Source organism: Burkholderia sp. Ac-20392 (assembly GCF_017104585.1).
GTDB classification, from domain to species: Bacteria; Pseudomonadota; Gammaproteobacteria; order Burkholderiales; family Burkholderiaceae; genus Burkholderia; species Burkholderia lata.
In genome coordinates, this window is record NZ_JAAGPB010000075.1 from 1 (window position 1) to 25,768 (window position 25,768).

The 25,768-nt window shown below is 63.6% G+C and carries 21 protein-coding genes; 12 read left to right on the top strand and 9 right to left on the bottom strand.

Annotated elements, in window-relative coordinates; genetic code table 11:
• On the bottom strand, nt 1–456 hold a 456-nt coding region (locus G3N99_RS12090), incomplete at its 3' end, for a ProQ/FinO family protein (RefSeq protein ID WP_206122490.1).
• Nucleotides 457–732: 276 nt separating this feature from the next.
• On the opposite strand from G3N99_RS12090, the gene G3N99_RS12095 reads away from it, so the two are divergent.
• Together G3N99_RS12095 and G3N99_RS12100 are read left to right on the top strand one after the other, a co-directional pair.
• On the top strand, nt 733–1,008 hold the full coding sequence (locus tag G3N99_RS12095) for a hypothetical protein (protein ID WP_206122491.1): 276 nt from the start codon (nt 733–735) through the stop codon (nt 1,006–1,008).
• A 177-nt stretch (nt 1,009–1,185) separates the two neighbouring features.
• Nucleotides 1,186–1,770: a DUF2889 domain-containing protein gene (locus G3N99_RS12100; RefSeq protein WP_206122492.1), complete on the top strand. Its 585-nt coding sequence runs from the start codon at nt 1,186–1,188 to the stop codon at nt 1,768–1,770.
• Between the two features lie 111 nt (nt 1,771–1,881).
• On the opposite strand, the gene G3N99_RS12105 is transcribed toward G3N99_RS12100, so the two are convergent.
• The gene (locus tag G3N99_RS12105) at nt 1,882–2,373 is read right to left on the bottom strand and encodes an NAD(P)H-dependent oxidoreductase (RefSeq protein ID WP_174987963.1); all 492 of its coding nucleotides are present in this window, start codon (nt 2,371–2,373) and stop codon (nt 1,882–1,884) included.
• A 194-nt stretch (nt 2,374–2,567) separates the two neighbouring features.
• The gene (locus G3N99_RS12110; protein WP_174943348.1) at nt 2,568–3,221 is read right to left on the bottom strand and encodes a TetR/AcrR family transcriptional regulator; all 654 of its coding nucleotides are present in this window, start codon (nt 3,219–3,221) and stop codon (nt 2,568–2,570) included.
• A gap of 83 nt (nt 3,222–3,304) precedes the next feature.
• On the opposite strand from G3N99_RS12110, the gene G3N99_RS12115 reads away from it, so the two are divergent.
• The 4 genes from G3N99_RS12115 to G3N99_RS12130 all read left to right on the top strand — a co-directional run bounded on the left by G3N99_RS12115 (nt 3,305) and on the right by G3N99_RS12130 (nt 9,111).
• Complete coding sequence (locus tag G3N99_RS12115) at nt 3,305–4,429, top strand: MBL fold metallo-hydrolase (protein ID WP_206122493.1); 1,125 nt, start codon at nt 3,305–3,307, stop codon at nt 4,427–4,429.
• Between the two features lie 124 nt (nt 4,430–4,553).
• Nucleotides 4,554–5,570 carry an AraC family transcriptional regulator gene (locus tag G3N99_RS12120; RefSeq protein ID WP_206122494.1) on the top strand — a complete coding sequence of 339 codons (1,017 nt, stop codon included), beginning with the start codon at nt 4,554–4,556 and terminating at the stop codon, nt 5,568–5,570.
• 1,821 nt (nt 5,571–7,391) lie between these two features.
• Nucleotides 7,392–8,087 carry a ParA family protein gene (locus tag G3N99_RS12125; RefSeq protein ID WP_011350423.1) on the top strand — a complete coding sequence of 232 codons (696 nt, stop codon included), beginning with the start codon at nt 7,392–7,394 and terminating at the stop codon, nt 8,085–8,087.
• Complete coding sequence (locus G3N99_RS12130; protein ID WP_174987969.1) at nt 8,080–9,111, top strand: ParB/RepB/Spo0J family partition protein; 1,032 nt, start codon at nt 8,080–8,082, stop codon at nt 9,109–9,111. Before G3N99_RS12125 ends, G3N99_RS12130 begins: the two co-directional genes overlap by 8 nt.
• A gap of 98 nt (nt 9,112–9,209) precedes the next feature.
• Here the strand turns inward: G3N99_RS12130 and G3N99_RS12135 are convergent, their stop codons facing one another.
• Nucleotides 9,210–10,526: a replication initiation protein gene (locus tag G3N99_RS12135; RefSeq protein WP_039369202.1), complete on the bottom strand. Its 1,317-nt coding sequence runs from the start codon at nt 10,524–10,526 to the stop codon at nt 9,210–9,212.
• Nucleotides 10,527–13,128: 2,602 nt separating this feature from the next.
• On the opposite strand from G3N99_RS12135, the gene G3N99_RS12140 reads away from it, so the two are divergent.
• Nucleotides 13,129–13,437: a hypothetical protein gene (locus G3N99_RS12140; protein ID WP_011349219.1), complete on the top strand. Its 309-nt coding sequence runs from the start codon at nt 13,129–13,131 to the stop codon at nt 13,435–13,437.
• A gap of 180 nt (nt 13,438–13,617) precedes the next feature.
• Here the strand turns inward: G3N99_RS12140 and gcvA are convergent, their stop codons facing one another.
• On the bottom strand, nt 13,618–14,523 hold the full coding sequence (gene gcvA / locus G3N99_RS12145; RefSeq protein WP_206122495.1) for a transcriptional regulator GcvA: 906 nt from the start codon (nt 14,521–14,523) through the stop codon (nt 13,618–13,620).
• Nucleotides 14,524–14,662: 139 nt separating this feature from the next.
• Between gcvA and G3N99_RS12150 the strand changes: the two genes are divergently transcribed.
• The 3 genes from G3N99_RS12150 (at nt 14,663) to G3N99_RS12160 (ending at nt 18,440) form a co-directional block, all read left to right on the top strand.
• Nucleotides 14,663–15,961 (top strand): adenylosuccinate synthase, encoded by a 1,299-nt coding sequence (locus G3N99_RS12150; protein WP_206122496.1) that lies wholly within the window; start codon nt 14,663–14,665, stop codon nt 15,959–15,961.
• Nucleotides 15,962–16,260: 299 nt separating this feature from the next.
• Nucleotides 16,261–17,202: a LysR family transcriptional regulator gene (locus tag G3N99_RS12155; protein ID WP_174943362.1), complete on the top strand. Its 942-nt coding sequence runs from the start codon at nt 16,261–16,263 to the stop codon at nt 17,200–17,202.
• 266 nt (nt 17,203–17,468) lie between these two features.
• On the top strand, nt 17,469–18,440 hold the full coding sequence (locus G3N99_RS12160; protein WP_206122497.1) for an aliphatic sulfonate ABC transporter substrate-binding protein: 972 nt from the start codon (nt 17,469–17,471) through the stop codon (nt 18,438–18,440).
• Nucleotides 18,441–18,452: 12 nt separating this feature from the next.
• On the opposite strand, the gene G3N99_RS12165 is transcribed toward G3N99_RS12160, so the two are convergent.
• From G3N99_RS12165 to G3N99_RS12175, 3 genes are all read right to left on the bottom strand, one after another.
• Complete coding sequence (locus tag G3N99_RS12165) at nt 18,453–19,871, bottom strand: M20 family metallopeptidase (protein ID WP_174943366.1); 1,419 nt, start codon at nt 19,869–19,871, stop codon at nt 18,453–18,455.
• 29 nt (nt 19,872–19,900) lie between these two features.
• Nucleotides 19,901–20,956: a porin gene (locus G3N99_RS12170; RefSeq protein WP_174944279.1), complete on the bottom strand. Its 1,056-nt coding sequence runs from the start codon at nt 20,954–20,956 to the stop codon at nt 19,901–19,903.
• Between the two features lie 149 nt (nt 20,957–21,105).
• Nucleotides 21,106–22,422, bottom strand: a complete 1,317-nt coding sequence (locus tag G3N99_RS12175) for an MFS transporter (RefSeq protein WP_241011598.1) — start codon at nt 22,420–22,422, stop codon at nt 21,106–21,108.
• A gap of 173 nt (nt 22,423–22,595) precedes the next feature.
• Between G3N99_RS12175 and G3N99_RS12180 the strand changes: the two genes are divergently transcribed.
• On the top strand, nt 22,596–23,543 hold the full coding sequence (locus tag G3N99_RS12180; protein WP_174943373.1) for a LysR substrate-binding domain-containing protein: 948 nt from the start codon (nt 22,596–22,598) through the stop codon (nt 23,541–23,543).
• A 9-nt stretch (nt 23,544–23,552) separates the two neighbouring features.
• On the opposite strand, the gene G3N99_RS12185 is transcribed toward G3N99_RS12180, so the two are convergent.
• A complete protein-coding gene (locus G3N99_RS12185) occupies nt 23,553–24,533 on the bottom strand; it encodes an AraC family transcriptional regulator (protein WP_206122499.1) in 981 nt (326 codons plus the stop codon).
• A 594-nt stretch (nt 24,534–25,127) separates the two neighbouring features.
• Here G3N99_RS12185 and G3N99_RS12190 point away from each other — a divergent pair.
• Nucleotides 25,128–25,768: LysR family transcriptional regulator (locus G3N99_RS12190; protein WP_206122500.1), on the top strand; the 641-nt coding region annotated here is incomplete at its 3' end.

Here is a 25,768-nt window from a genome sequence, read left to right on the forward strand (position 1 = left end):
CCCTGCTTCGTTGCCCTGCAGATCGACCCGCACCGCGTCTTCGACGAGGCACGACCAGTAACGGTTACCACGGCACCACGTCGACATCGCTTCGCGCAGTTCGGCTTCGTTGAGCCCGACGGCCTGTGCTTCACGTGCGAGGTCGTCCCAGATACCGACCTTGAGCGGCACTTTGGGGGCCGGATTCTTCGGGAACGCATTCGGAAACTTACGCTGCAGTTTGCCGATCGCAACGATGACCGGATCGACCGGCGCCGACGGCTTCGCCGAAGCAGGCTTAGCGCGATGCGGTGCTTTGCCGCCGGCCGCAGCCGGCTTGGCGCCACGCTTCGGCTGGTCGCCGGACTTCGGCTTCGCGCCGGTGTCCGCCGGCGCTGCCGGCCGCTTCGCGTTGCGCTCCTGCTTGGCCTTCGCTGCGAGCTGCGCTCGCAATTCGGCAAGTTGTTCAAAACCCATAAATTCAATCCACCAGGAATATAAGGTGTGGTTCGTGCGGCCATGCCGCGCGGCGCAAAAACTTCGCCGCCATGCGGGCGACCCGTCTGCCGCCGATGCGGAACACTACGGGGCCGCATCGCACACGCCACTCTGTTTTCAGGCACCCGGCCACGATGCCGGACAAGGCAGGAGTGGAAGTATACCGGTACGCGCGGCGGCCGGTTGACTCACTGGTCTGCATTGGCCCGAATCGGGGTACCGGAAATGCGTCCATGCGGTCGTGTTGCGCATTATATGGATACGTTTCCGGAAGTCACGCCGTTCACCTTCGACAGCGGAAATCGGGGCCATCTTGCGCGCTGCGATTGCCCCGGCGGCACCAATCGACGCCCGACCCGGAGTATTCCGCCTCGGGACGTCGAACGCGATCCCGCCGCATCGGTACGTCGCGGGCCCCGGCTGCGATTCCGCATTCCGGACAACGGCGTCGTCTGCGTGCGCATCAACGATCGCGGCAATGGATCGGCGCAAGCGCCGTGCCCAATCGACAGCATCGGTGCCCGTACATGACTCGTTGCGTCCGCATCGATCCCGTGGCGCACGAAGTGGCCGGAAAGTGCGTAGTATGGCCGAATCGATGTCGTCGGCAGCCTGTCTCGCCCCGTTTTGCCGCGCCCCCGGGCGAGCCGTCGACGTCCCGCTTGCCTGCCAGAAGAACGAACCGGTTGTACGAAACGGAGCAGATACATGGTTCCCCCACACGACATCGCGCACGACGGCATCACGCGCGAGGAGATTCACCATCGGCAGATCGACATGCGCGGCTATCGGCGCAGCGACGGCCAGTTCGAAGTAACGGCCTGCCTCGCGGACCGCAAAACCTTCGATTTCACGCCGCCGGGCGGCACGCGGACGGTCGCAGCGCTGTCGCCGATCCACGACCTCGGCGTGACGCTGGTCTTCGACGCCGACATGGTCGTCCGCGCCGTCTCCACGTTCCTTCGGTCGCATCCGTATGCGCAGTGCCCGGGCGGCGGCGACTCGCTGCAGGCGCTCGTCGGACTGAGCATCGGCGCAGGCTGGAACAGCGAGATTCGCAAGCGCCTGCCGTCCTGCGATACGTGCACGCACCTGAAGGAATTGCTCGGCCCGATCGCCACCACGGCCTATCAGACGATGGTCGGCATGCGCACGTCATCGCTCGAGGCGCGCGACAGCGACGGAAAACCGCTCAAGATCGACAGTTGCCATGCGTATGGCGCATCGCGCGATCTCGTGAAACGTCTTTGGCCCGAATATCACCGACCTTCGACAACGGCAAAGGGCAACTAGGGGCCGGGCATTCGGCCAGCCCCGTTCCCGCAGGATCGGTACTGCTCGAAAACGCACGCGTCATGTACTCAAACGTGCACCGACCGATCGCCGCTGTCGCAGCGCAGGTGATCAGAAAACGCCCAGTGCAAGCCCAGCGGCAAGACCGGCGCCCAATTCGGCGCAGCGCGCGAGATCGTCGCCGTCGATCGTCTTCGCCGCGAGGATGCGTTCCGGTGTCTGCGCGTGCGTACAGACGATCAGGCCCGGTGCCACGTTCTTCAACCGCCATCCGGTCGCGATCCGGTCGATCTGCCGCAACGCGTTCTGTCCGTCGCTTCCCGCGCAGATCATCACCGCATACGGGCGGCCGTTCACGCGATCGAGCGCCGCGTAGTAGCAGCGGTCGAAGAAATCCTTCATCAGCCCGGACATTGCCGCGAGATTCTCGGGCGTTGCGAACAGGTAGGCGTCGGCGGCCAGCACGTCGTCCGCGCTCGTCGCATCCGCGCGCTGCAGCCTGACGTCGACGCCGGTTTGCTCGCGCGCAGCGCCGGCAGCCGCTTCGGCCATCTGTTGCGTGCCGCCGGTCATCGTGTGATAGACGATCAACAGCGTCTTCATTCGTCGTTACTCACGTTCGGTTTCAGGTGCGCTGACGGCATCGCCGAGTTCCGCTGCATGGCCAGAGATCAAATGAGGCTGTTCCGCGTTCGCTTCCGCGGATCTGGCGGTTTGCCGGCTCGTCGTTGCGAAGCGCGCAACGATCATGCGCGTTGCGCTAGGCTCGATTCGCGCAAGTTCGACCGGGTGCACGATCAGTCCGTGACGGCGCGCGATGCGTCGGTGTGTTCCGGTCGCGCGTAGTACGCGAGAAACATGTCGGCAGCGGATTCCGCGACTTTTTGTTGCTCCGGTTCGGCGAGCGGCGGCTGGCCCATCGTGATCTGCGGCCAGAACGCGAATGCCTTCACGACACCGTGCAGCTGATGCGCGGCAAACACCGGATCGGTGACGGACAGGCGTCCAGCCGCCGCCGCGGTCCGCACCCAGACCGTCATGTCTTCCTCGCGCTCGCCGAGGCGCTCGACCATGTCACGCGCACGTTCCGGCGAATGAATGGCCGCACCGATCGCGACGCGTGCGAGCGAAAGAAATGCCTCGTCGCTGAGCAGGCGCATTTTGCGATCCAGCAACGCGAGCAATTGCTCGCGCAGCGGCACATCGGCGCGATAGGTTGGCGAACTGCCGGTCTGGGTCGCATCCCACAATTTTTGCAGGATCGCGGCGAACAACGTTTCCTTGCCCGGGAAGTGGTTATAGACCGTGCGCTTCGACACGTCCGCACGCGCGGCAATGCGGTCCATGCTGGTCGCGTCGTAACCCGACGCGAGAAATTCCTCGATGGCCGCGTCAACGATGGCCGCGCGCTTTCGATCGGTCAGGCGCTGAGGGGGAGTACTGGTATCCATTCAGAAATTTTACACCGGGTAGTTTACTTATCCCAGAAATAAACTACACTGTTTAGTGTACTTTACCCTCCGGACGAACCGACATGGCATCGCCTCTCGTTTTGATTCATCGCATTCTGGGTTTTGCGGCCGCGCGACGCGGCCGCACGCTGTCTGGCGGCTCGCCGCAGCACAATGGCGAGCGCTTCAGCAATGTCGCGCCCCGTCCGGTCGAGGGGTTCGGCAAGACGCTCAGGATCGCCTGGAACATGCTGTTCAACAAGCCGCGCCATACCGTGCCTGCGGGTGTACTGCCCGTCGATTCGCTGACGCGCGCGGAACTCGACGCGGCCCCCGATCGCAGCCTGTACCGGCTTGGCCATTCGACGCTGCTGCTCAAGCTGCGCGGTGAATTCTGGCTGACCGATCCCGTGTTCGCCGAGCGCGCGTCGCCGTTTCGGCGCGTCGGCCCGAAGCGTTTCCATGCGCCGCCGATCGCGCTTGAAGATCTTCCGCCGCTGCGCGGCGTGATCCTGTCGCACGATCACTACGATCATCTCGACCGCGACACGGTGCTCGCACTCGCGGCAACCACCGGTGTGTTCGTGACCACGCTGGGTGTCGGCGACCGCCTGATCGAATGGGGCATCGACGCGAAGAAAGTCCGTCAGCTCGACTGGTGGCAGAGCGTCGACGTGGCCGGCCTGACGCTGACCGCGACACCTGCCCAGCACTTTTCCGGGCGCAGCCTGTTCGACGGCAACAGCACGCTGTGGGCATCCTGGGTCATCGTCGACGACGACTTGCGCGTGTTCTTCAGCGGCGACACCGGCTACTTCGATGGTTTCCGGACGATCGGCGAGCGACTCGGGCCGTTCGATGTCACGCTGATCGAAACAGGCGCATACGACGCGCAATGGCCGTACGTACACATGCAGCCGGAAGAAACCGTCCAGGCGCACATCGATTTGCGCGGCCGCTGGCTGGTGCCGATCCACAACGGCACGTTCGATCTCGCGATGCATCGCTGGCAGGAACCATTCGAGCGCGTCACGGCGCTGGCGATCGTGCGAGGCGTCGAACTGTCGACGCCCAGAATGGGCGAACGGCTCGCACTCGACGAGCCGCATCGCGGCGAACGGTGGTGGCGCACGGTCGACGAGCGCGTCACGTCCGTTGCCACCAAATCGCGTCGCTGGTCGCTTTGCGCGTCGCAGGCGACGAAGTAGATCCACCTGTCGTTGCACTTTTTTCCCCGGAGCGCGGCAATGCCGCGACTCCGGCAGGCGCGTTGCCGGCGTAACCGCACGTCGACGGGCTGTCTGTAGACCCGCTTACCTGAGTAGAGAAGTCATGCATCCGGCACCCGTCCGATACGCACCCGGCCAACCAGTCGACGACGCCACCTTCGCCGCATTCAACCCAGCAGCCCGCCGATCGACCAGCGATAGCCGAGAGAACGACCTGCGGCGGACGCTTGCAGAGCGCGTCGCGAGATGGACGGAAAGCACAGACCACCTCGCCACGGCCATTCCGAACCTGAGCCTCCATCGAAGGGAGGCGACAACGCAGCCGATGGACTGCCTGGTCGAGCCGAGCTTCGGTCTCGTCGTCCAGGGCACGAAGCGGCTCATTCAGAGCGGCGATGTGTATCTCTGCGACGCCAATCGCTTTCTGATCACGTCGCTCGACTTGCCCGGTTCGACGCAGGTCATCGAGGCCAGCCGCGAAAGGCCGTTTCTCGGCATCGGGCTCAAGCTTGATTTTCGCGTGATGGCCGAACTGATGGTGCAGGTCGCACCGGATCACGAGGAAGCTCCCGCAGGCCGCGGCCTCGTCGTCGGCGATATGAACGAACCGCTCTACGACGCGGTGAACCGGTTGCTGGCGTTGCTGGATGACCCAAACGCCATTGCAGTTCTTGCACCGTACGTCGAGCGGGAAATCTACTACCGGCTGCTGACGAGCGACCAGGGCGCCCGTCTGCGTCAGATTGCGTCTGCCGGCAGTCAGGGCAACCGCGTGTCGCGGGCGATCCAGTGGTTGCGGACCCATTACGACGAGTCGCTGCGGGTCGACGATCTGGCGGCGCAGGTACAAATGAGCAGTTCGACCTTCCACCACCACTTCCGCCAGCTCACCGGCATGAGTCCGCTGCAGTACCAGAAATGGATACGGCTCAACGAAGCGCGTCGACTGATGCTGTCCGAGCGGCTCGACGCCGCGTCGGCATCGTTCAGGGTCGGATATGCGAGCCCGACTCAGTTCAATCGTGAATACAGCCGGTTGTTCGGCAATTCTCCGCGGAGAGATATCGATAGCCTGCGGAGCGGAACGGATGTTGTCCTGTCTGTCGCCGCGACGTATTGAGCCCTGGGACGGTACCGGAGAGGCAGGATGCCGCGTTGGGCGGTATCCGCGGAAGGGTTGGATCGCTCCTTCACGCGTGGAAGGTCGATCCGGGTGATCCAGGCGAGCGCAGCGGGATGCGCGCTTGTTGCCCACTTCTGATTGATTGCCCTGCAGCCGTCTGCGAATTTCAATTTGAGTATCGAGCGGTGCCTGGGCGCCTCGCGGTGTCGACCCTGCATCAGAGCTCACGAGCATCCATCGGCCAGAGACAAGTCGTCTCAAACCGTTCTCATGACTGATGAGGACTTTGCTCCCTCCTCGGCCAAGTCGTCCTACTGTCTTCCAGACGCTCGGTTTCTAACTCTCCAGTACGAGGAGTCTCGCGCCACGGTGCAATCCAACGATTTGTACGTCGAGCTTGTGCGTTGTCACGTGACAACTCAGGCCGATAGATCGGCGCAGCACGTCTGATAAGAGGCTCAACAGCGTGTCTGCGATGTATTTGATTCGGCTCATCTCGATTTACCTACGGCTCCAGATCTATCGAAACATTTCAAATACTACACATTACGTATCGATACACACAAATCGAGGCATATTTGCCCGGCCTTCGGAGTGCCAGACGCGAAATGATCATACGCCCCTATTTACAGGGGTAATCTCGTCGATTTTGCGTGAAACAACATGAAGAATATAGCGCAACCCATTGCCGGATAAGGATTTCCACGAACACCGCATTTCTTGGAAATGTTTCACGATCCGGCCCGTTTGAGTTGCCACATGGCCTTCAACAGAGAAATTTGTCGCAAATCGGAGCCTCGCATGCCCAGTTGTCGAGCGGAAGCTCACGGTGTACTGGTCGTAACTCAAGGGTGCGTGTGACAAAGCCTATACCCTCCCCTGCCGACCAAAGAATGCGATGAAGTAGATTCGAACGCTCCACATAAATGGGGTCACATCAAAGGCATCCGTGATGCCCATTTGTGGGCGCGATCCAGCAAGCCGAGCGGCACCTTTCCACTGGCACGTGAATGCGAATGGTCAGCGACGAGGCCCCCAGGATCTGCAGACCACTGATGATCCAGACTCTTCGATAAAGATGTCTCCCGCCCCGTATGCGCTGCAACGCGCCACTTCGACACGCAAGACACGACACAACACTCCAGTTGTCACGTGACAACTCCCCTGGCAATTCGCCCAGGGAATCGCTTTTCGTGACGAGCCAGCGGTGACGAATCTTCTCTTCTCGATCAACTTACTCACGTTCTATGGAGTCGGATCACAACCCCTCCTGAGAAACGATTCCGAACGGACGTTGCCAGCCGCTCTGATTCGATTGTCACGTGACAACTCACTGCTCGAGAGGTCGTCGCGCCGATCCAAAGACCAGAATTCGGGCCTCGAAATGATCCCGTCATAACCAGAAGCACAATCGAATCTGAGATCTCCTTGCTCCGGATTACGTTGAGGAGGAGCAAATCCCTGCCACTTGTCACGTGACAACCAGGCTTTCCGGCGACGCACGTGGAATTAACTACCTCGGCCTGTGACGAGTTCCATCAGGAACATTGCGAGATCAAGCAGTCCATCTCCATTCGCTAACACTGCTATCGACTTTGAAATTCGTCGAATTTCCGCTCCATCTTGGTACGTACTTTTCAATCGTGATCGTCAATTTTATTTTTACTCGATCACAAATCGTGACTGATTCGTTGGCCATTCGGCCCACTTGTCACGTGACAACCACATTGATCTCCAAGACATACATCGTGTCGAAGGCTTTTCTGGACATTTTGATAATAACTGCATATATTACGCAAAACTCCGTGGAGGAATTTAATGGCTTTCAAGATCGCCGTCAGCAATCAAAAAGGTGGGACTGGAAAGACAACCATCTCCGTCAATATCGCCGCTGCATTCGAAGCCGGCGGCAACAAGGTCGCCCTGATCGATGCCGACCCTCAAGGCACGTCCGTCCGGTGGGTGACCAGCGGCGAGAACACGCTGCCGATGACGGTTCTTTCTCTGGCCCCTGCCGGTCGCGGCATCGGCGGCGAGATCAAAAAACAGGACGCGAACTTCGACGTGATCGTTGTCGACTGTCCTGGCAACCTCGAAGACCCGCGCATTGCCTCCGTACTCGAGGTCGCCGACTTCTGTCTCGTGCCGCTGTCGCCGTCGCCAGCCGATCTCTACAGCACCGTTGCGATGATCCGCATGATCGAGTCGATGCGGTCTGTCCGTAACCCGAATCTTTCTTCCGCATTAATGCTGAATAGCGTTAATGGAAAAACTAAAATGCGTGAAGAAATTTTAAAAATTCTAAGAGCTGAAGAAATAGGGGAGCATCTGCTCGACAGCCAGATCGCGCAGCGCGAGGTCTACCGTCAGACGTTTGCGCTCGGCACCACGATCCATCACCACAATCGATATCTGAAGGGCCTGAAAGAAGCCCGTGCGGAAATCGAAAAGCTGGTCACGGAAATGGCCCAATACATCGCGTCGACGCGCGCTACCGGAGCCGCCCATGGCTAAGGACACATCGAAAGACAAGAAGCCGACCGGCAACCTGCATCTCGCAGCCGGTCTGCTGCGCGGGCTCGCTCAGGAGAATGCGGCACTCGAAACGCGGCTGCCCGAACCGGCGGCCGCACCGAATGTCGTCGGTGAAACGGCAGCAGCCAGCGCCCCGGCCGAAGCCACGCCCGCCGGGGCGCCGGATCTTGGCGCGCCTCAGAAGGTATCGGTCAAGGATTGCATTCCGAACCCGTTCAACCCGCGCGTGTTTTACTCGGAGTCGAGCCTGCACGAGCTCGCCCTGACGCTGAAACGGGAAGGGCAGATCGAGCCGATCAAGGTTACGCGGCTCCCGGAGTTTCCCGGCAAGCTCGTGGTGATCGACGGGCAACGCCGGCTTCGCGCGACGAGCATCAACGGCGATGAAACCATCAACGCCACGTTCCGCACGGATCACACGCCGGAACAGCTCTACACGATCGCGTATCGCGCGAACCACGACCACGAACGCCAGACGATCTTCGACGATGCCGTCGCGTGGAAGCGTCTCCTCGACGAGAAGGTCTTTTCCGACCAGAACACGCTGGCGGAAAAGATCGGCAAGGACAAGGCATCGATCAGCAAGACGCTGTCGCTCAACGCACTCCCGAACACACTGCTGGAGCGGATGGCGAGCGCGAACGACGTGGTCGGCCTGCAGGCGGCGTACTTCCTGAAGCTGATCTTCGAACGCCTGGGCGAGCCGACGGCCGACCGGCTATTGACGGCCGTGATCGACCGGAAGAAATCGGTTCGTGATCTGGAGAATTTCCTGCGTGCGCAAAGCGACGGCAGCAAAAAAGCGGGACGTACGCGTTACAGCGTTCGCCACGACTTCGCGCTCGAATCGCGCGCGATCGGCCAGTTGAAAACCTATCCGGACGGACGTCTGGATTTGCAGCTCAAGGGCGTCGACGCATCGCACCAGGAAGCGCTTGCCGACAAGCTCAAGACCGTCATCGACGCGTACGTTGCCGAACTGGCAACGGCCACGCCACAGTAACTAACGCGCGAAAAGCAGAAGGCCTCGCATCCGCGATGCCTCGCGAAGCCGGACAGCGATGTCCGGCGCGCGACGCACACCCGGCTGCGAGGCCTTGTTCAGTTGCCTGCGAGACTGCTTTTCAGCAGGAATTCCAGCAAATCGTCCGAGGTCGGTTCGCCCCACGTATCCAGCGCGAGCCAACGGAAGAAGCTGGTCTGCGCGAGCTTGCTCGCCTTCTTCTTCGGCGACAGTGTCAGATCCTTCGAGCCTGCCACCGTTTCGTTGTAACGCTCGATCAGCTTGGTCTGGTCGTCGATCTCCAGTTCGCGGAAATACGCGCCGGCTTCTTCGACCTTTGCCGCCAGATATTTGTCGCGAATCTGTTCCTGCTTGCTCTGCGCGGATTCCTTCGCCGGAGCGGCCGCCTCCGTTCCTTGCCCGTCGGACAGCGTGTAGCCGTGCGTCAGCGCCTTGCGGAAATATGCGGCCACGTTGTCGACCGGGGCCGCATTCTTCTTCGTAGTCCGATTGAGCGTATAGGCAATCGCCGCCTTGATGCGCTGCACGCCATATTGCGTGATCAGCCGGCGCGCTTCCGAACGCGGGATGCCGAACTTGGCAACCTCTTCGACCAGCGCTTCGTTCTTGACGTCGCCGTCCTCCACCGTATCGGTGCTCTGCTTGCGCGTCACCTTGAACTGAACGGCCTCCACGCTCCGGCCGGACTTGTGTTCGATCAACTCGAGCGTGTGATCCGAAACTTCGTTCACCTCCTGAATGCACGGCACCAGGACCTTGCTCTTGAACAGCTTGTATTCCTTGTACGACTGCGACGCCTTGTCCTGGCCGAGAATCAGGTCACGAAATTTCGGCAGCGGGATCTTCGCGGTGATGCCGATCCCCTCGTAGCGCACCGTGTTTTCCCACAACGCGAGCGAGTGCGATCGCCGGAACTCGCGGGCGATCCGCATATCGATCAGCGCGTAGATCTCGGGGTTGAGCAATTCGCTGCGAATCTGGTCGGAGAAGCTGTACTTCAGCACCGATTGCTCGAGCTCCGCGCCGGCGAGCAGGCCCGACGCTTTCCAGACTGTCGACCGGTCCGCGGCCAGGTAGTCCCAGTTGACGACGGTACTGATCAGCGAGTTGACCGTGTCCTTTACGTACTTCGTGTTGTTGCTGTTCAACCCGCTCTCGTGCGAAAGCGACGCAAGCGAGATCGAGAAGCTCGTCCGGCCTGGCTCGAACGCCTCCTGTCGAAGCGCGTTCTTGATCAGCGAGCTGAACATCTTGCGCTGCTGCAGACCGATCTTTCCGGACTTGGGCGCGATATGAATCGCCTGGACCGCCTTGCGCAGCAAGTCGGGAGGCTCGGGTGTCTGAAACAGCGAAACCTGTTTGTCTGAGCCTTTGCTTGCGGGCTTGCGCGGCATCGTAATGTCCGGATAAGGTCACCTTGTTGAGAGCGGACTTTATACCTTTTCGCGTCGACGAGCAACGCCCCTGTTCCGGCTTTACTTGCACTATCGCTGCTAAGTTCCAGATACGAAAGGGAAATTTTCAATCAGACGATCTGTGCGGAACCCCATATCCATCTACCTTTCGACAAAAATGCTTCCCACAAGCCGCTACCTTTCATACCCGGACACGGAAACCCGGCATGAGAATTGCCCTTGGCAAGGTAACCATCCATGGGAAGCAAACGCGCAGAATCGAGATCGTTAGGTGAATTCGTGGTGCTCTGCAGCACAGACCGGTTTTCTTCCCATAACTTGCTACCTTCACCGATTCCCACAGGAGGCTACCTTTCGACCGGCTTCGGCTACGTTGGCTCCGCGGATTTTAGCCCTGAAGGCCGACATCGCCCCCATAAACGGCAACCTGTTGTTTTCCCCATAGGAGGTTACCTGTCGGTGCCCTCGATCCTGTCCATGGGAACCAGTCACAAGAAATCCTGGAGAAATGCTGTCGAGCCACCTCAAATGCAGCCCATAACCGGGTACCTTTGAGGCGCCCCATAACCGGCTACCAGAGAAAAATCACTGTGCGACCCGGCTCTCACGAATCCAAAAGAGCGCCCCATAAAAGGCTACCTACGAACGTTCCCATAGATGACTACCCAACGCGTTTCCAGGCCGATTTCCCATAACCGGGTACGCTTGCCCCATATCCACAACCCCGATTCCCCACAACGCGGTACCCCAAATCCCAAATCCACAGACCTTAACCCCCAAGCCCTTACACCTGTGCTCCCATAAATGGGTACCGAACACCCATCAAACCCTTGTCAGATAAGGCTGTGAGCCGTCTAAAAGTAGTTAAAGAAGTAAACGTTGTTAACAAAAGATGTAAACACACGTGCGCTTCCACAGAAAGACGAACCCCATAAACCGCTACCAATGGGAGCCGTCTATGGTGTTGCAGGCATCTCAAACCGGCGATTCAAGCCTGGAAACAATGACTTGGCTCCCCGTTTTACAGGGGCTCCAGGCCCGACAAGGCTTCCAGAAGAGGTGAGTACACACTCACATCGACCGAAACGTAGACACCTATGGGAGAAAAACGGGAAGAAAGACCCGTTTCCAGGCACAGGTTCCCATTTATGGGATCGAAAAACCGGCTCCGAGACCTCGCCGGCGCTTGCTATCGACCAGCAAAGCAAACCACCGATCCGGAAACACGAATCTCTTTGGTTTCGTGCACAGCAGTTTGAAATCATCCGGGATGGCAGGCGAAGGGTTTTTTGCACTCGTGCTTACTTGTCCATCGACAAGTTTTTCCGATTGCCCGCCCCCGCCTCTCGTCAAATTTAGCCCGTGGGCTGTGTACAGACGAATAGACGCGATCCGGTTTGCGGCTTCTGTCGTCTTCCAACTTTCTACCTTTGGAGCCACCAACCGAAGTTCAATGCTGTGCCCACAGGTCACCAGAAGAGGCCCGGGAACGGTTTCCGCAGATGACCTGGGAGGGTCCATGCTGTCGCACACGTCGCCGGCCCTGGGTCGATCTAGTGCACGTCGTGAACCAACGTGAAGATGCCTGCGGCCATGAAGCTCACCGCAACCGAACTCGAGCGGTGATCCCGAACATTCTCACCTTCCGACGGTTCGGAATCCCGTAAAAGCTCACCAGCCAGGCGCGGCCACAGGAATCGACATGCTGTGCGGGGATCGACACCCGCCTGGATTCCGGACGATCAAAACCGCAGAATGAAAAACCTGTGATTCGCGCACGTGGGGCGATGTGTTCCTGAGCAGAATCGGACGGATCACAAGCGCTGCCGCGACATCACAACCCTACGTGCCACGATCCCCAGACGAGCGTGGTGACATCGGTGCGGCACCGTCGGCGTAGCCGTGAAGGGATTCCCGCGGATGTCTTCACCGCACGCAACGTGTCCGCACCTTTCGTCATACCGACCACGGGACAACAGGACCACTGGACCCCGTGGCAACGTGTATTACCGGCTCAGGTAACGTCCGGCATCACAGTGCCGCGATTGGTTGCCGGAGCGAGTGCCGTGCGCTGCGGGGATGCAATCGCGCATACCTTGCTCACCGAAAAACCGAATCGTGGTCGTTTATGGGAGGAACCGTCGCTTGAACCGCGTCGACTGGCAACGCGACACACAGATCGACTGCTGATGCTGTGATCGTGATTGATCCGATAACAGTCACATCAAGCGTGAGCGTGCCGGTAACTCCACCTATGAAACAGTCGTGGGTTGCACGGCGGGTACATGTCCCATCCTCATCACAGAAGCGCGGATACACCGACCGTCCCTTTAAGCCACCACAGCGCGATCGTCACGCGCGTCCACACGCGCTGCACAGTTCGTCCTGCCTGTGACCGTCGAGCGGCATCCACGTTTTCTCCCATACGTGTATCCCCAATTCCGCTCGCACGTTGACGCCACATTTTTCGCGGCGCGGTTATGATGCACAGGTCCCGAACGCGGCATGACAGCCGATCGGGGCAGGGGCGGTATCTCGATGGTCTTTCAATCCGTGATAAACCAGAAAAGAGAGTTCAGCGATGCGAATCCAGATCAGAAAACTCACGCTGGCTGCTACTGCAGCCGCGTTCCTGTTCGGCTCGGCAGTTCCTGCGTTTGCGCAGACCGACGCCAGCGCGCCCGCGGCACAGGACGCGAAGGCAGCAAAGAGCCAGGCACGCAAGGCGGCCAGGGCTCAACGCAAGGCAGAGCACAAGGCTGCACGTGCGAAGAACACCGCCGAGCTGAAGAAACTCGAAGATGCCGGTTACAAGCCGGCGGCCAATGATCCGAACTATCCGCAGAACCTGCAGAACGCGCAGAAGAAAGCTGCCGGCGCTGGTCAGTAAGCGTCGTCCGGCGGCAAGCCACGGTTCGATCCGCGGCTTGCCGCGTGCGTCGTGGTCACACGGCGCACATCGAAAGCAACACTCCCGGTATCGACGAACGTAAGCGCAATCCATACGCCTGCGCTATTTGATTCGCATTCCTGTATGTTTTGGCGTGTGTCCCCCCGCACACTGACGCAGTCAGTTCCGCCCGCCCGGCGCAGCCGCATTTCCCGTCATCTTCAGCCAGTCCTTGAACGCTCGCACCGCTTCGTCGTTCGCGCGTGCCGAAGCCACGTACGTGAAGTAGCGCCACGGCGGCAACGCCGGTTCGCTGAACGGCTGCACGAGCCGACCTTCGGCAATGTCGTCTGCGACGAGCGCGATCGGCCCCATCGCGACGCCGAGCCCGTCGAGCGCGCCTTGCAGCGTCAGGTAGAAATGCTCGAGCGTGAGCGAGTGACGCGGCACGAGATTCGGCTGTCCGGCTGCCGCGAGCCATTCCGGCCACATGCCGGGATAGGTGGCCGCGTGCAGCAGCGTGAAGCCGGCGAGATCGGCGGGCGTATGCAACGGCCGCCCGTCCAGCAGCTTCGGTGCACACACCGGCAGCCGGACTTCGGACAGGAATTCTTCGGCAACGTAACCGTCGATGGCCTGCGGGCCGCCGCGAACGATCAGGTCGACCTTGTCGCGCAGCTTGTCGATCGGCTCGTTCGACGTCGACAGCCGCACCTCGATGGCCGGATGGGCGACCTGGAACGACGACAGCTTCGGCACCAGCCAGCGCAACGAAAACGTTGCGGGTGCGCTCACGCGCAGCACGCGCTGCTGCGCATGGCCGAAATGCTGCGCAGTGGCGAGCGCGATCCGGTCGAACGACGCGCCGACCTCGGCGAGATACGCGCGGCCCGAGTCGGTCAGCTCGACTCGCCGGTTATGGCGCTCGAACAGCGGCCGCCCAAGCCACGCCTCCAGCTGCTGCACGTGCCGGCTGATCGCGCCGTGGGTCACGCATAGTTCGTCCGCGGCCAGCGTGAAACTGCCGAGGCGCGCGGCGGCTTCGAACGCACGCAGCGAATTCAGCGGAGGGAGTCGTCGGGCCATCGTATCGTTCGTGTGATATTTACTCACACGATGGTTCAGGTTTAATCGTTTGATCGGGTGCTCAAGCTCCGCCAATATGGCACACAAACGGCCGGCTCGGCCGAATGACTGTCTGAATTTCTCACATGGAGTGCGGAGCATGCCGAACGTGGTGGTCGTGGGCGCCCAATGGGGCGACGAAGGGAAGGGGCGCGTCGTGGACTGGCTGGCGGCACAGGCCGATCTCGTTGCACGCTACAACGGCGGCCACAACGCCGGTCATACGCTGGTCGTCGGCGGCAAGACGTACAAGCTCGCGCTGTTGCCGAGCGGTGTCGTGCGCGGCAAGCGCGGCGTGATCGGCAACGGCGTGGCGCTCGATCCGGAAGCGCTGCTCGCGGAAATCGGGCGGATGGCTGAGCTCGGGCTGTCGGTGACGCCGGACAACCTGTCGATCGCCGAGAACGCGACGCTGGTGCTGCCGATCCACCGTGCGATCGACCAGGCTCAGGAGCGCCTGCGCCGCGAGCCGATCGGCACCACGCTGCGCGGGATCGGGCCGGCCTACGAGGACAAGGTCGGGCGTCGCGGTCTGCGCGTCGGCGATCTCGCGGAACCGGGCCGGCTCGCCGCCAAACTGGATGTGCTCGTCGACCATCACAACGCGTGGTTCCGCGGCCTGGGGCTCGACGAGTATTCCCGCGACGCGATGCTGGCGACGCTGGTCGACCTTGCGCCGCGGATCCTGCCGTTCGTACGCCCCGTCTGGGCCGATCTCAACGACGCGACCGACCGCGGCGAGCGCATCCTGTTCGAAGGGTCCCAAGCCGTGATGCTGGACATCGACTGGGGCACGTACCCGTTCGTGACGTCGTCCGGCACCGTTGCATCGGCAGCGGCGGCCGGCACCGGGCTGGGCGCGTCGAAGCTCGGCCACGTACTGGGCGTCACCAAGGCGTATGCGACTCGGGTCGGCGGCGGCCCGTTCCTCACCGAGCTGTCCGACGCGACCGGCGAAACGCTGCGCGCACGCGGGCAGGAGTTCGGCGTGAATACCGGCCGGCCGCGCCGCTGCGGATGGCTCGATGCCGCGCAGTTGCGACAGGCCGTCAGGATCTCGGGCATCGATTCGCTGGCGCTCACCAAGCTCGACGTGCTCGACGGTTTCGAGTCGATCGAGCTGTGCGTCGGCTATGAGCTCGATGGCGTGCGGGTCGACCACTTGCCGGCGAGCCTCGATGCGCAGTCACGCGCGAAGCCCGTGTACGAGCGGTTCGACGGCTGGCAGGGCACCGTGAAGGGGGTACGTGAACGTGCGGCCCTGCCGCGCGCCGCGCAGGATTTCATTGCGCGCGTCGAAGCGGTCGCGGGCGCACCGGTCTCGATGATCACGACCGGCGCGGAGCGCGACGACACGATCGTGTTGCGCAATCCGTTCGATGCGGCCGCCTGGGCGTAATGCGTCAACCATGCCGTGAGTTGTGGGGCGGCACCGTGGTCGCCGGGTAGTTTTTGCCGATCCGATGCCGCTCGGGTGCCGGCGCGACCGGTCGCGTATCCGCTCGGTCCGGACGTCGCGCGTGCGGCGACTCGGCGATACGATTCGGCGTCCGGATCACGCCGCTTACGGCGAACTGGACACGTCTGCACCGCTGCTGTACTGTTCCGCACAATTCGCGCCAGACCGGCCTGCGCCGGTGCCGCCGGCACCGTGGCCGCGCGGTGGCGCGACGTGATCTCAATCCCGGGGACAGGTCGATGGACACGTTACAGATGATGCGCATTTTCGTCCGGGTGGCGGAGGAGGGCAGCTTCACGAGCGCGGCCCAGCGCCTGGACATCACGACGGCCTACGCATCGCGGTCGGTCGCGCAGCTCGAAACGCATCTGCGCACGCGCCTGCTCAACCGCAGCACGCGCCGCATTGCGCTGACCGACGCCGGGCAGCGCTATCTCGACCGCTGCCAGCGCATCCTCGGTTATATCGAAGAAGCGGAATCCGAGGCGGCCGACGCACAGGCAAAGCCGTCAGGACGGCTGCATGTCCATGCGACGACGAGCTTCGGCCAGGCCTACGTGGTGCCCGCGGTCGTGCGATACCGGCAGCGCTATCCATCGGTCGCGGTCGAGCTGACGCTGTCGCAGCACGTGCCCGACATCATCGACGAAGGCTACGACGTGTCGCTGCAGTTGAGCGCGACGGAGTTGCCCGATTCGGGGCTCGTGTCGCAGCGGCTCGGCGAGGTGCACAGCGTGCTGTGCGCGTCGCCCGCGTATCTGAAGGAGCGCGGTACGCCGCGCACGGTGCGCGAGCTCGACGGCCATGCGTGCCTGCAGATCGTCACGCCCGTGTTTCCGCGCGACCGCTGGCATCTCGACGGCCCGGATGGCCCCGAGACGTTCGACCTGCCGTCGCCGGATTTCCAGGTGAACATCGCCGACGCGCTCGGCGCCGCACTGCGCGCGGGCCTCGGCATCGGTTCGCTGCCGATGTCGTCGGCATTGCCCGCGCTGGCGAGCGGCGCGCTGGTGCGCGTGCTGCCCGACTACCGGTTGCAGAAGCTGACGGTCTACACGCTGTACGCATCGCGCCAGTATCTCGATGCGAAGATCCGTACGTTCGTCGATTTCCTGCGCGAATGCGTGCCCGAAATGCTGGCCACCGACGAGGCTGCGCTGCACGCTTCCTGCAAGTCCTGAGGTCGCACCGTCGGCGTTGAGTACGATGGTGCGCACCGGTCGCGCAAATAATCTGTAGTCCTGTATTTGACGCGGATATCGACTGCATCCTCACGACCGACCCGGGCAATGACGTCTGGATAACCGGCGTGCCCTTATGAAAGCGCTTGCTTTCGATATCGAACATCGTTGGTTCGGTGCGTGGCGTCCACCCCCTAGAATCGGATCGACCGGCTTCATCGCATGCGTGCGCAAAGCTGCATCCTCTTCATCGAACCCGATACGACATGGCAGACCAACACTCCACAACCCGCCGCCGGCTCCTGCATGCCGGCCTGGCCATCGCGGCGGGCGCCGCCGCGCATCCGGGCTTCGCGCTGGCGAGCACGGCCGGCGCGCGTACGTTGCGCATCGGCTATCAGAAAGGGCCGCTCAGCCTGTTGAAGGCACGCGGTACGCTGCAGAGCAAGCTCGCGACACTCGGCGTGACCGTCACGTGGACCGAGTTTCCGTCGGGGCCGCCGCAGCTCGAGGCGCTGAACGCGGGATCGATCGACTTCGGCGATGTCGGTGAGGCGCCGCCGATCTTCGCGCTTGCGGCCGGCGCGCCGCTCGTCTATTACGCGCAGACGCCGGCCGGCCCAGCAGCCGAGGCGTTGGTGGTCGCGAAGGATTCGCCGGTCAAGACCTTTGCAGACCTGCGCGGCAAGCGCATCGCGCTGGTGAAGGGATCGAACACGCACTTCCTGCTGGTCCGGCTGCTGCAGGCCGCCAAGCTCAACTATGCCGACATCTCGCCGGTCTGGCTGTCGCCGTCCGATGCGCGCGCCGCGTTCGAGAATCGTTCGGTCGATGCGTGGATCATCTGGGATCCGTTTCTCGCGGTCGTCCAGCAGGCGTTCGGCGCGCGCATCGTCGCGGACGGCGCCGGACTCGTCGAGAATCGCGGCTACTACTTTGCGTCGCGCACCTATGCGCAGCGCAATGCCGACGTGCTGGACGTGGCCGTGTCGGAATTGACGGCGGTCCAGCGATGGCTCGACGGGAACCGCGCGCAGGGCGCGGCCGAGTTCTCGAAGCTGTGGGGGATTCCGGAGCCGGCGGTGGCGCTCGCGTTTCGCCGCGCGCGCTTCGGCGTCGAGCCCGTCACGCGCGACACGCTCGCGTATCAGCAACGCATCGCCGACGTGTTCTACCAGGCCGGCGTGCTGCCGAAGCGCGTCGACGTCAGCCTGGCTGCACCGCCCGCGCTCGCTTGACGGTGCGACCGGTCAACGGCGGAACGGCAGTGCGACATCGTCCGGAATCGGGCACACGTATGGCCGGCCGCCGCGCCGCTCGAGCAATTCGGCCTTCGCCTGCGCGAGCGTGTCCGGCGCGCCGAGCAGGTCGATCGCGGTCGCAGCCATCGTCTTCGCTGCAAGCAGCATGCCCTTGTGCGCGAGCGGCGTTTTGCCTTGCGCAACCCACTGCCACGAGTGCGGTGGCGTGCCGAAGGCGTAGCAGCTCGTATGGCATTGCGCGGTCGGCGTGACCCAGCTCACGTCGCCGACGTCGGTCGAGCCGCAGATCGGGCGGCCCTTGCCCGGCTCGTACGGATCGATCCCGTCGAACAACGCTTTCGGATTGCGCCACGCCTGGTTCAGCGACCGCGACGACGTTTCGATATCCTGCGTAGTGAGCGTCTGGCGCTGATACGCATCGGCGAGCGCTGCGTCGTCGGCGTCGAAGCCGGCGGTGCCGATCGACTGCAGATGCCGGTACATGACCTGGTTCAGCACCGCGTTTTCCAGCAGGTTCGAGCAGGCCTTGTCGAACACGATCTCGAGCCGGCAATCGGTCATCATCGCCGCACCGCGCGCGACGTTCTTCACGCGCTCGAACAGCTCGGCCGCCTGATCGTTGCGGGCCGCGCGCACGAGGTACAGCACTTCCGCATTGGCCTGCACGACGTTCGGCGACAGGCCGCCCGTGTTCGTCACTGCATAGTGCACGCGCGCTTCGGGCAGCATGTGTTCGCGCAGGTAGTTGACGCCCACGTTCATCAGCTCGACGGCATCCAGTGCGCTGCGGCCGAGGTGCGGCGATGCGGCCGCGTGCGACGCCTTGCCCGTGAAGCGGAAGTACGCCTGGATGTTCGCGAGCGAACCGGCCGGAAAGATGCCCGTGTACACGTGCGGGTGCCACGACAGTGCGGCGTCGAGATCGTCGAACACGCCGGCGCGCGCCATGAACGTCTTGCCGGAACCGCCTTCCTCGGCCGGGCAGCCGTAGAAGCGCACGGTGCCGGGCTGGCCCGTGCGTTCGAGATGCGCCTTCACCGCTGCCGCGGCGAGATGTGCGGCCGTGCCGAGCAAGTGGTGGCCGCAGCCGTGGCCATTGCCGTTCGAGATCTCGCCCGACGGCTGGCAGGTGAGTGCGCCGGCTTCCTGGCTGAGTCCGGACAACGCATCGTATTCGCCGAGGATGCCGATCACGGGGCCGCCGTCGCCGGCTTCGGCGACGAACGCGGTCGGAATGTCGGCCACGCCGCGCGTCACGCGGAAGCCGGCTTCCTCCAGCATCCGGATGTGCAGGTCGGTCGACGCGAATTCCTCGTAGCGCAACTCGGCGAGGTTCCAGATCCGGTCGGACAGCTCGGTGAATGGCGCACGCTGGCTGTCGATGAAATCGAGGGCGAGTGAAGTCATGAATTGCTCCTGTGAAGAGACTGGCGCGGTCAGAATTTCTGCCGGAGGCCAAGGGCGAAGACGGTGCTGCTCATGCCGGGGGTGGACATCGGTGCGGAGCCGAACGACAGCGCCGACTGTCCGGTGTTGCTGAAGCCGCCGATGCGTACGTACACACCGGTGAGTTTCGAGAACTGGTAGTCGTAGCCGAGCAGCGCGCCGAGCGCATGGCTCGCCTGGCCTGCGATCGTGCGATACGCGAGGTCGGCGCGGATCGCGTGCGGGCCGCGCTGCCAGATCGCACCCAGCGAATAGACCTGCGCGACGAGCGTGCCGGGCGCGGTGGGGCGCATCAGCGTGTACGCGAACGACGCGAGCGTCGGTCCGAACGCATACGACGCGCTGGCCATCACCGAATCGGTGCGCGGGCCATCGGGGGCGCCGCCCGGTGTCGACGACGTCGCCGCCCACATCGCGTTGTACGCACCGCTCAGCATCACCGGGCCGCGCGCGAAATTGGCGACGACACCCGCGTTGCTGGCGATCGGGCTCGCGCCCGCCGCGTTGCGGAACGCGTAGAGCACGGTGATGTCGAGCCCGCCGTAGGTCGGCGTCTTGTAGCTGATCGCGTTCTCGATGCGCCCGGGCAGCGACGCGGCACCGCGCCCGAGATCGCTGCCGATCAGCGCGGTGCTCGCGAACGGCGACAACTGGCCGACGAGATAGAACGGATCGGCCGCTTCCGGCACGATCGCCGGATACTGCTTGCCGAGCTTGATCGTCCCCCAGTCCGCGGAGCCGATCGCGACGTTGGCTTCGCGGTTGTAGAACGATGCCGCGCTCTGCGGGCGCCCGGACATCAGGTCGAAGCCGCTTTCGAGGCGGAAGCTCGCGCGCAGGCCGCCGCCGAGATCCTCGCTGCCGATGAAGCCGAAGCGCGACGTCGATGCACCGCCGCTCATCAGGCCGACGCTCGTCTGGCTGCCGATGCGCGCGTATTGCAGGAAGCTGTCGAGCGCGCCGTAGATCTGTACGTTGGCGCGGGCCGGCGCGGCCCACATGCAGGTTGCCGCGCAGCACGCGGCCATCAGGGTTGAATTGCGCACGTTTGTCTCGTGGTGTCGCGATCGTCGGCGCGCGAATCGCAGGCGTGCAAGGGCCCGCCCGCGTACGCGTCGACGTCGCGGATTCTGTTGTCTGACGGAGAGTGGCGTGGCCGGTGTCGGGCGTCGCCGTGAATGAAGCGGCGCGCCGTTCAGCGGCCGTCGTGATGCGAGTCGGCCGGGCGTTCGCGGAAGCGCCACAGCGCGATCATGCTGACGGCGCCGCACGCGAGCACGTACCACGCGGGCGACATCGGGTCGCCGGTGCGATGCAGCAGCCACGTGACGTTGAACTGCGCGAAGCCGCCGAAGATCGTCACGCCGAAGCTGTAGATCGTCGCGAGCGCGGTGGCGCGCACGCGCGGCGGGAACGCCTCCATGATCAGCAGCAGGAACGCGGAACTGCCTGCGGTGGCGAAGGCCATTACGACGGTGACGATCGCGACCATCCGCCCCACCGACGGCGCGGCGATCAGCAGCCGGAAGGCGGGATACACGCACGCGAGCGACAGCAGCCACGTGACGGCGATCATCGGCTTGCGGCGCGGCAGGCGATCGATGATCCACAGCCCCGACACGAGCGCGGCGACGATCATTGCCAGCCCCGACGCGCAGCCGGCGAGCAGCGACGTCGCCATCGGCAGGTGAAGCGTGCGTACCGCATAGGCGGGCATGTAGAACACGAAGATGTAGAGCGTCGACGTGCCGCCGATGATCATCAGCGTGCCGAGCACGACGCGGCCGAGGTAGTGCGTGAACACCTCGCGCACCGCGCTGCCGCCGGCGTCGTGCGTCGGCACATGCGTTTCGTCGAGATGCCGGCGGATGTAGAAGCCGACCGGGCCGAGCAGCAGGCCGAGCAGGAACGGCACGCGCCAGCCCCAGCTTTCGAGCGCGTCCGCCGATAGCACAGCCGAGAGCAGCGCACCGCTGAGCGCGCCGAGCAGCGCAGCGACGCCCTGGCTGATCATTTGCCAGCTCACCATGAAGCCTCGGCCGGACAGCGGGCCCGATTCCATCAGGAAGGTGGTCGATGCCCCGATTTCGCCGCCGGCCGACAGGCCCTGCAGCAGCCGGCCGATCACGACCAGCACCGGTGCGACGACACCGATGCGCGCATAGGACGGCGTCAGCGCGATCAGCGCGGTGCCCGCGATCATCAGCTGGATCGTCAGCGTCAGCGCCGCGCGCCGGCCTGCGCGATCGGCGTAGTTGCCGATCAGCACGCCACCGAGCGGACGCATCACGAAGCCGACGCCGAACGTCGCCATCGCGAGCAGCAGCGGCCCGGCGCCCGAATCGACCGGAAAGAACGTCTTGCCGATCAGCGCGGCGAAGTAGCTGAACACGGTGAAGTCGAACATCTCGAGCGCGTTGCCGGCCGAGGTGGCGATGATCGTCCGGGTCTGCGCCGAGCGGCGGCGCGGGGCAGGCGGCGCGTCGACGAGCGGCGTGGCGGCGTCTTGCATCGGGGATGTCTCCATGGGTATCGGTATCGTGAGCGCCGCATGGATCGTCAGGCATCCTGCGAGAGCTGGCCGCATGTTAAGACCCGGCAAAACATCGCGATACGCGCAAATTTTTATCCTGATAACATTTGTTTATCCCCTGATGCCTTTCGTCTGCCTCGTCCATTCGTCGCATGAAACTTCACCAGCTCCGCGCGCTCGTGGCCGTTGCCCGCTCGGGCAGCATCCATGAAGCCGCGCGCACCCTGCATCTCACGCAACCTGCCGTCACGCGCTCGCTGCGCGATCTCGAGGACGAACTCGGGCTGATGCTGGTCGCACGCAGTTCGTCGGGCGTGACGCTGACCGATGCGGGGCGCGCGATGCTGCGGCGGGCCGAACTGGTCGTCAACGAGGTTGCGCGCACCGAGGAGGAAATGGCGCAGTTGCGCGAGAACCGGCAAGGCCGGCTCGCGATCGGGATGACGCCGCTGGCGGGCATCACGGTGCTGCCCGCCGCGTACAACCGCTTTCGCCGAGCGATGCCCGACGTCCAGCTCGAATTCGTCGAGGGCAGCCCGTCGCAGCTGGTCGAGCAGTTGAAGAACGGTGCACTCGATTTCGCGCTGGGTGCGGGCGCGGATGCGCAGGACTTCACGTCCGTGCGCTGCGAGCATCTCGACTCGTTTCCGATGTGGTTCGCGGTGAGCCGCAAGGGCAAGCTCGCCGGCGCGACCTCGCTGGCCGACCTGCAGGACGCGGAGTGGCTGCATACGGGGCCATCCACCGAATTCCGCGCGTTTCTTGCGGAGCTGTTCGCGCAGGCCGGCCTGCCGGTGCCGCGCCGCGTGACACGCTGCGCGTCGCAGACGCTGTTCTACGCACTGGCCGTCAACAGTGACGTGGTGACGGCGTGGACGCAGCTCGCACTGCGTGGGGAAGATGCCTCCGATACGCTGAAGACGCTCGATCTCGTCGGGCAGCCGCCCGCGCGCAATCTCTATCTGCTGTTCCGCGACAGTGCGGTGCTCACGGCGTCGGCCGAGTACTTCGTGCGCTGCATCGATGAAGCCGTGCAGGCCGAGCGTGCGCATGCCGGCGGGACGAAGCGCGGCGCGCGTTCGCGTGCGCCGCGCGCGTGAGGCGCCGGCTTACGGCGCGACGCGTGATAGCGGCACCGCTTCGTCGCGCAGCTTCAGCACATCGCGGCCCGGCGCATCGCCGAACAGGCGCGCGTATTCGCGGCTGAACTGCGACGCGCTCACGTAGCCGACACTGCGGCACGCTTGCCGCGCATCCATCGCCGACACGCACATCAGGCGGCGCGCCTCCTGCAGCCGCAGCACCTTCTGGCATTGCAACGGGCTCATCGACGTGACCGCACGGAAGTGGTGATGGAAGGTCGACGGGCTCATGTCCACCTGCCGCGCGAGCGATTCGACCGTCATCGGATCGAGGTAATGGTCGCGAATCCAGGCGACGGCGCGCGAGATGCGTTGCGTCGTCGAATCGGCCAGGCCGACCTGTGCGACGCGCGCACCCGACGGGCCGCGCAGCAGCCGAATGAGGATTTCGTCGACGATCAGCGGCGCGAGCAGGTCGATGTCGTCGGGTTGCGCGATCAGTTGCATCAGGCGCACGACGGCGTCGACGATTTCAGGCTGTGCATCGTGCGTATCGAGTGCGCCGCAGTCGACCGCCTTCGGCAGCCCGAGCGGAAATACGCGCGGCGTGAGTGCCACGATGCGCGCCGGGTCGAGTTCCAGTTGCGCATAAAGGAACGGCTCGGCCGGGCTCGCGCGCATCACGCGACCGGTGACGGGCAGGTCGGCAGTCGCCACCAGCATCCGCGATTCGTCGATCACGTAGGTGTCGTCGCCGACCTGTGTCGATTTCGCGCCTTGCCCGACGATGCTCAGGCACGCGTGGAGCACGCCATGGTTCCAGTGCGGCGGAGACGCGGAAGCGCGCGCGATGCGCATGCCACGTACCGGGAGATCGAACGTGCCGTCGTGCGGTGCGTAGGCGGCGATCAGCGCAGCGAGCCGGGCCGTGGGCGACCGGGCAGGAGACTGGGGGGCGTGATCGGGCGTGATGCGCTGTAGCGGCGGCGTTCGGGCGTCGATTTCCATAGTGCGTGAGCGGATGGCGGAGTGATCAGTGCAAGGTGCGCGGCGGTGATTTCGTGTTGGTGTCCCGGCAGGGGGCCGGCACGGCGGTCACATCGTACGGCGAGTCGCGTGCACGCGATTGCCTAAACCTGTGGGAAATTAGCCCGATCATCCGGATCTGCATGGCCGGCGACCGCATCGCGCGTCGCTGCGCGGTGTGCAGCGCACAAATTCGGAAATTAAGGCAAAACAATCGCAGGATCGGGCAAGCCAATTTCCGGCGGTTTTCATACCATTGCACCTGCTGAAACAAACGTGATCCAGTGCACTCGGGCGATGCAGGCATGACTGCCGCATGGCCGGCGAATGCCGCCGGCGTTGTCGCTGCGAACCACTGGAAAAGACTCAGGACTGCTATTCGAATGTTCATGCATCGGGCCGGCCGAGGCCGGCTTGCGTCCGTTGCATGCCGGCGCGCGTCTGGCGCGAGCGTGCCGACCGACCCGGTGTAGCCGGCGTCGGTGCCGCCGCATTGGCCGGGCTGCTACATGCCGGTCGCGATGCGGCGACGGGGCGCGCGTCAAGGCAGTCGACCGCGCAGGGGATTCCGGACAAATGGACCAACTTCAATCGATTCGGGCATTCGTGACGGTGGCAAGGGAAGGCGGCTTTCGCCGGGCGGCGACGCGGCTGCGCGTGTCGACGGCGATGGCGAGCCGGCTGGTCGATGCGCTCGAGACGCGCCTTGGCGCGCGCCTGCTGCAACGCAGCACCTGCCACCAGTCGCTGACGGAAATCGGTGAGCTGTATCTCGCGCGCGTCGAGCGGATTCTCGGTGCGATCGACGAGATCGATGGTCGTGTCGTTGCGATGGGCAGCAAGCCGGAAGGCGAACTCCGCATTGCCGCGCCGGTCGCGTTCGGGCTCAGCCAGTTGAGCGCATTGCTCGATCGCTTCGTGAACCGGTTTCCGGACGTGCGGCCGACCGTGACGCTGACAGACGCCCATGTGGACCTGACATCGGAAGATATCGATGTCGCGTTCCTGACCGACGGCATGCCGGTGACAGGTGCGCATGCGCTGCACACGCTGGCCGCCTACGAATCCGTGCGCGTCGCGGCGCCGTCTTATGTCGACGCGCATGGCGGCGCGGCTGCGTCGGGCGACTGGCCGGATATCACGGCCGTGCGGCTCGATCTGCCGGCGACCGGCGATGACGATGCGGCTGCGTTTCGACCCGACACGGCGCCCGGCGG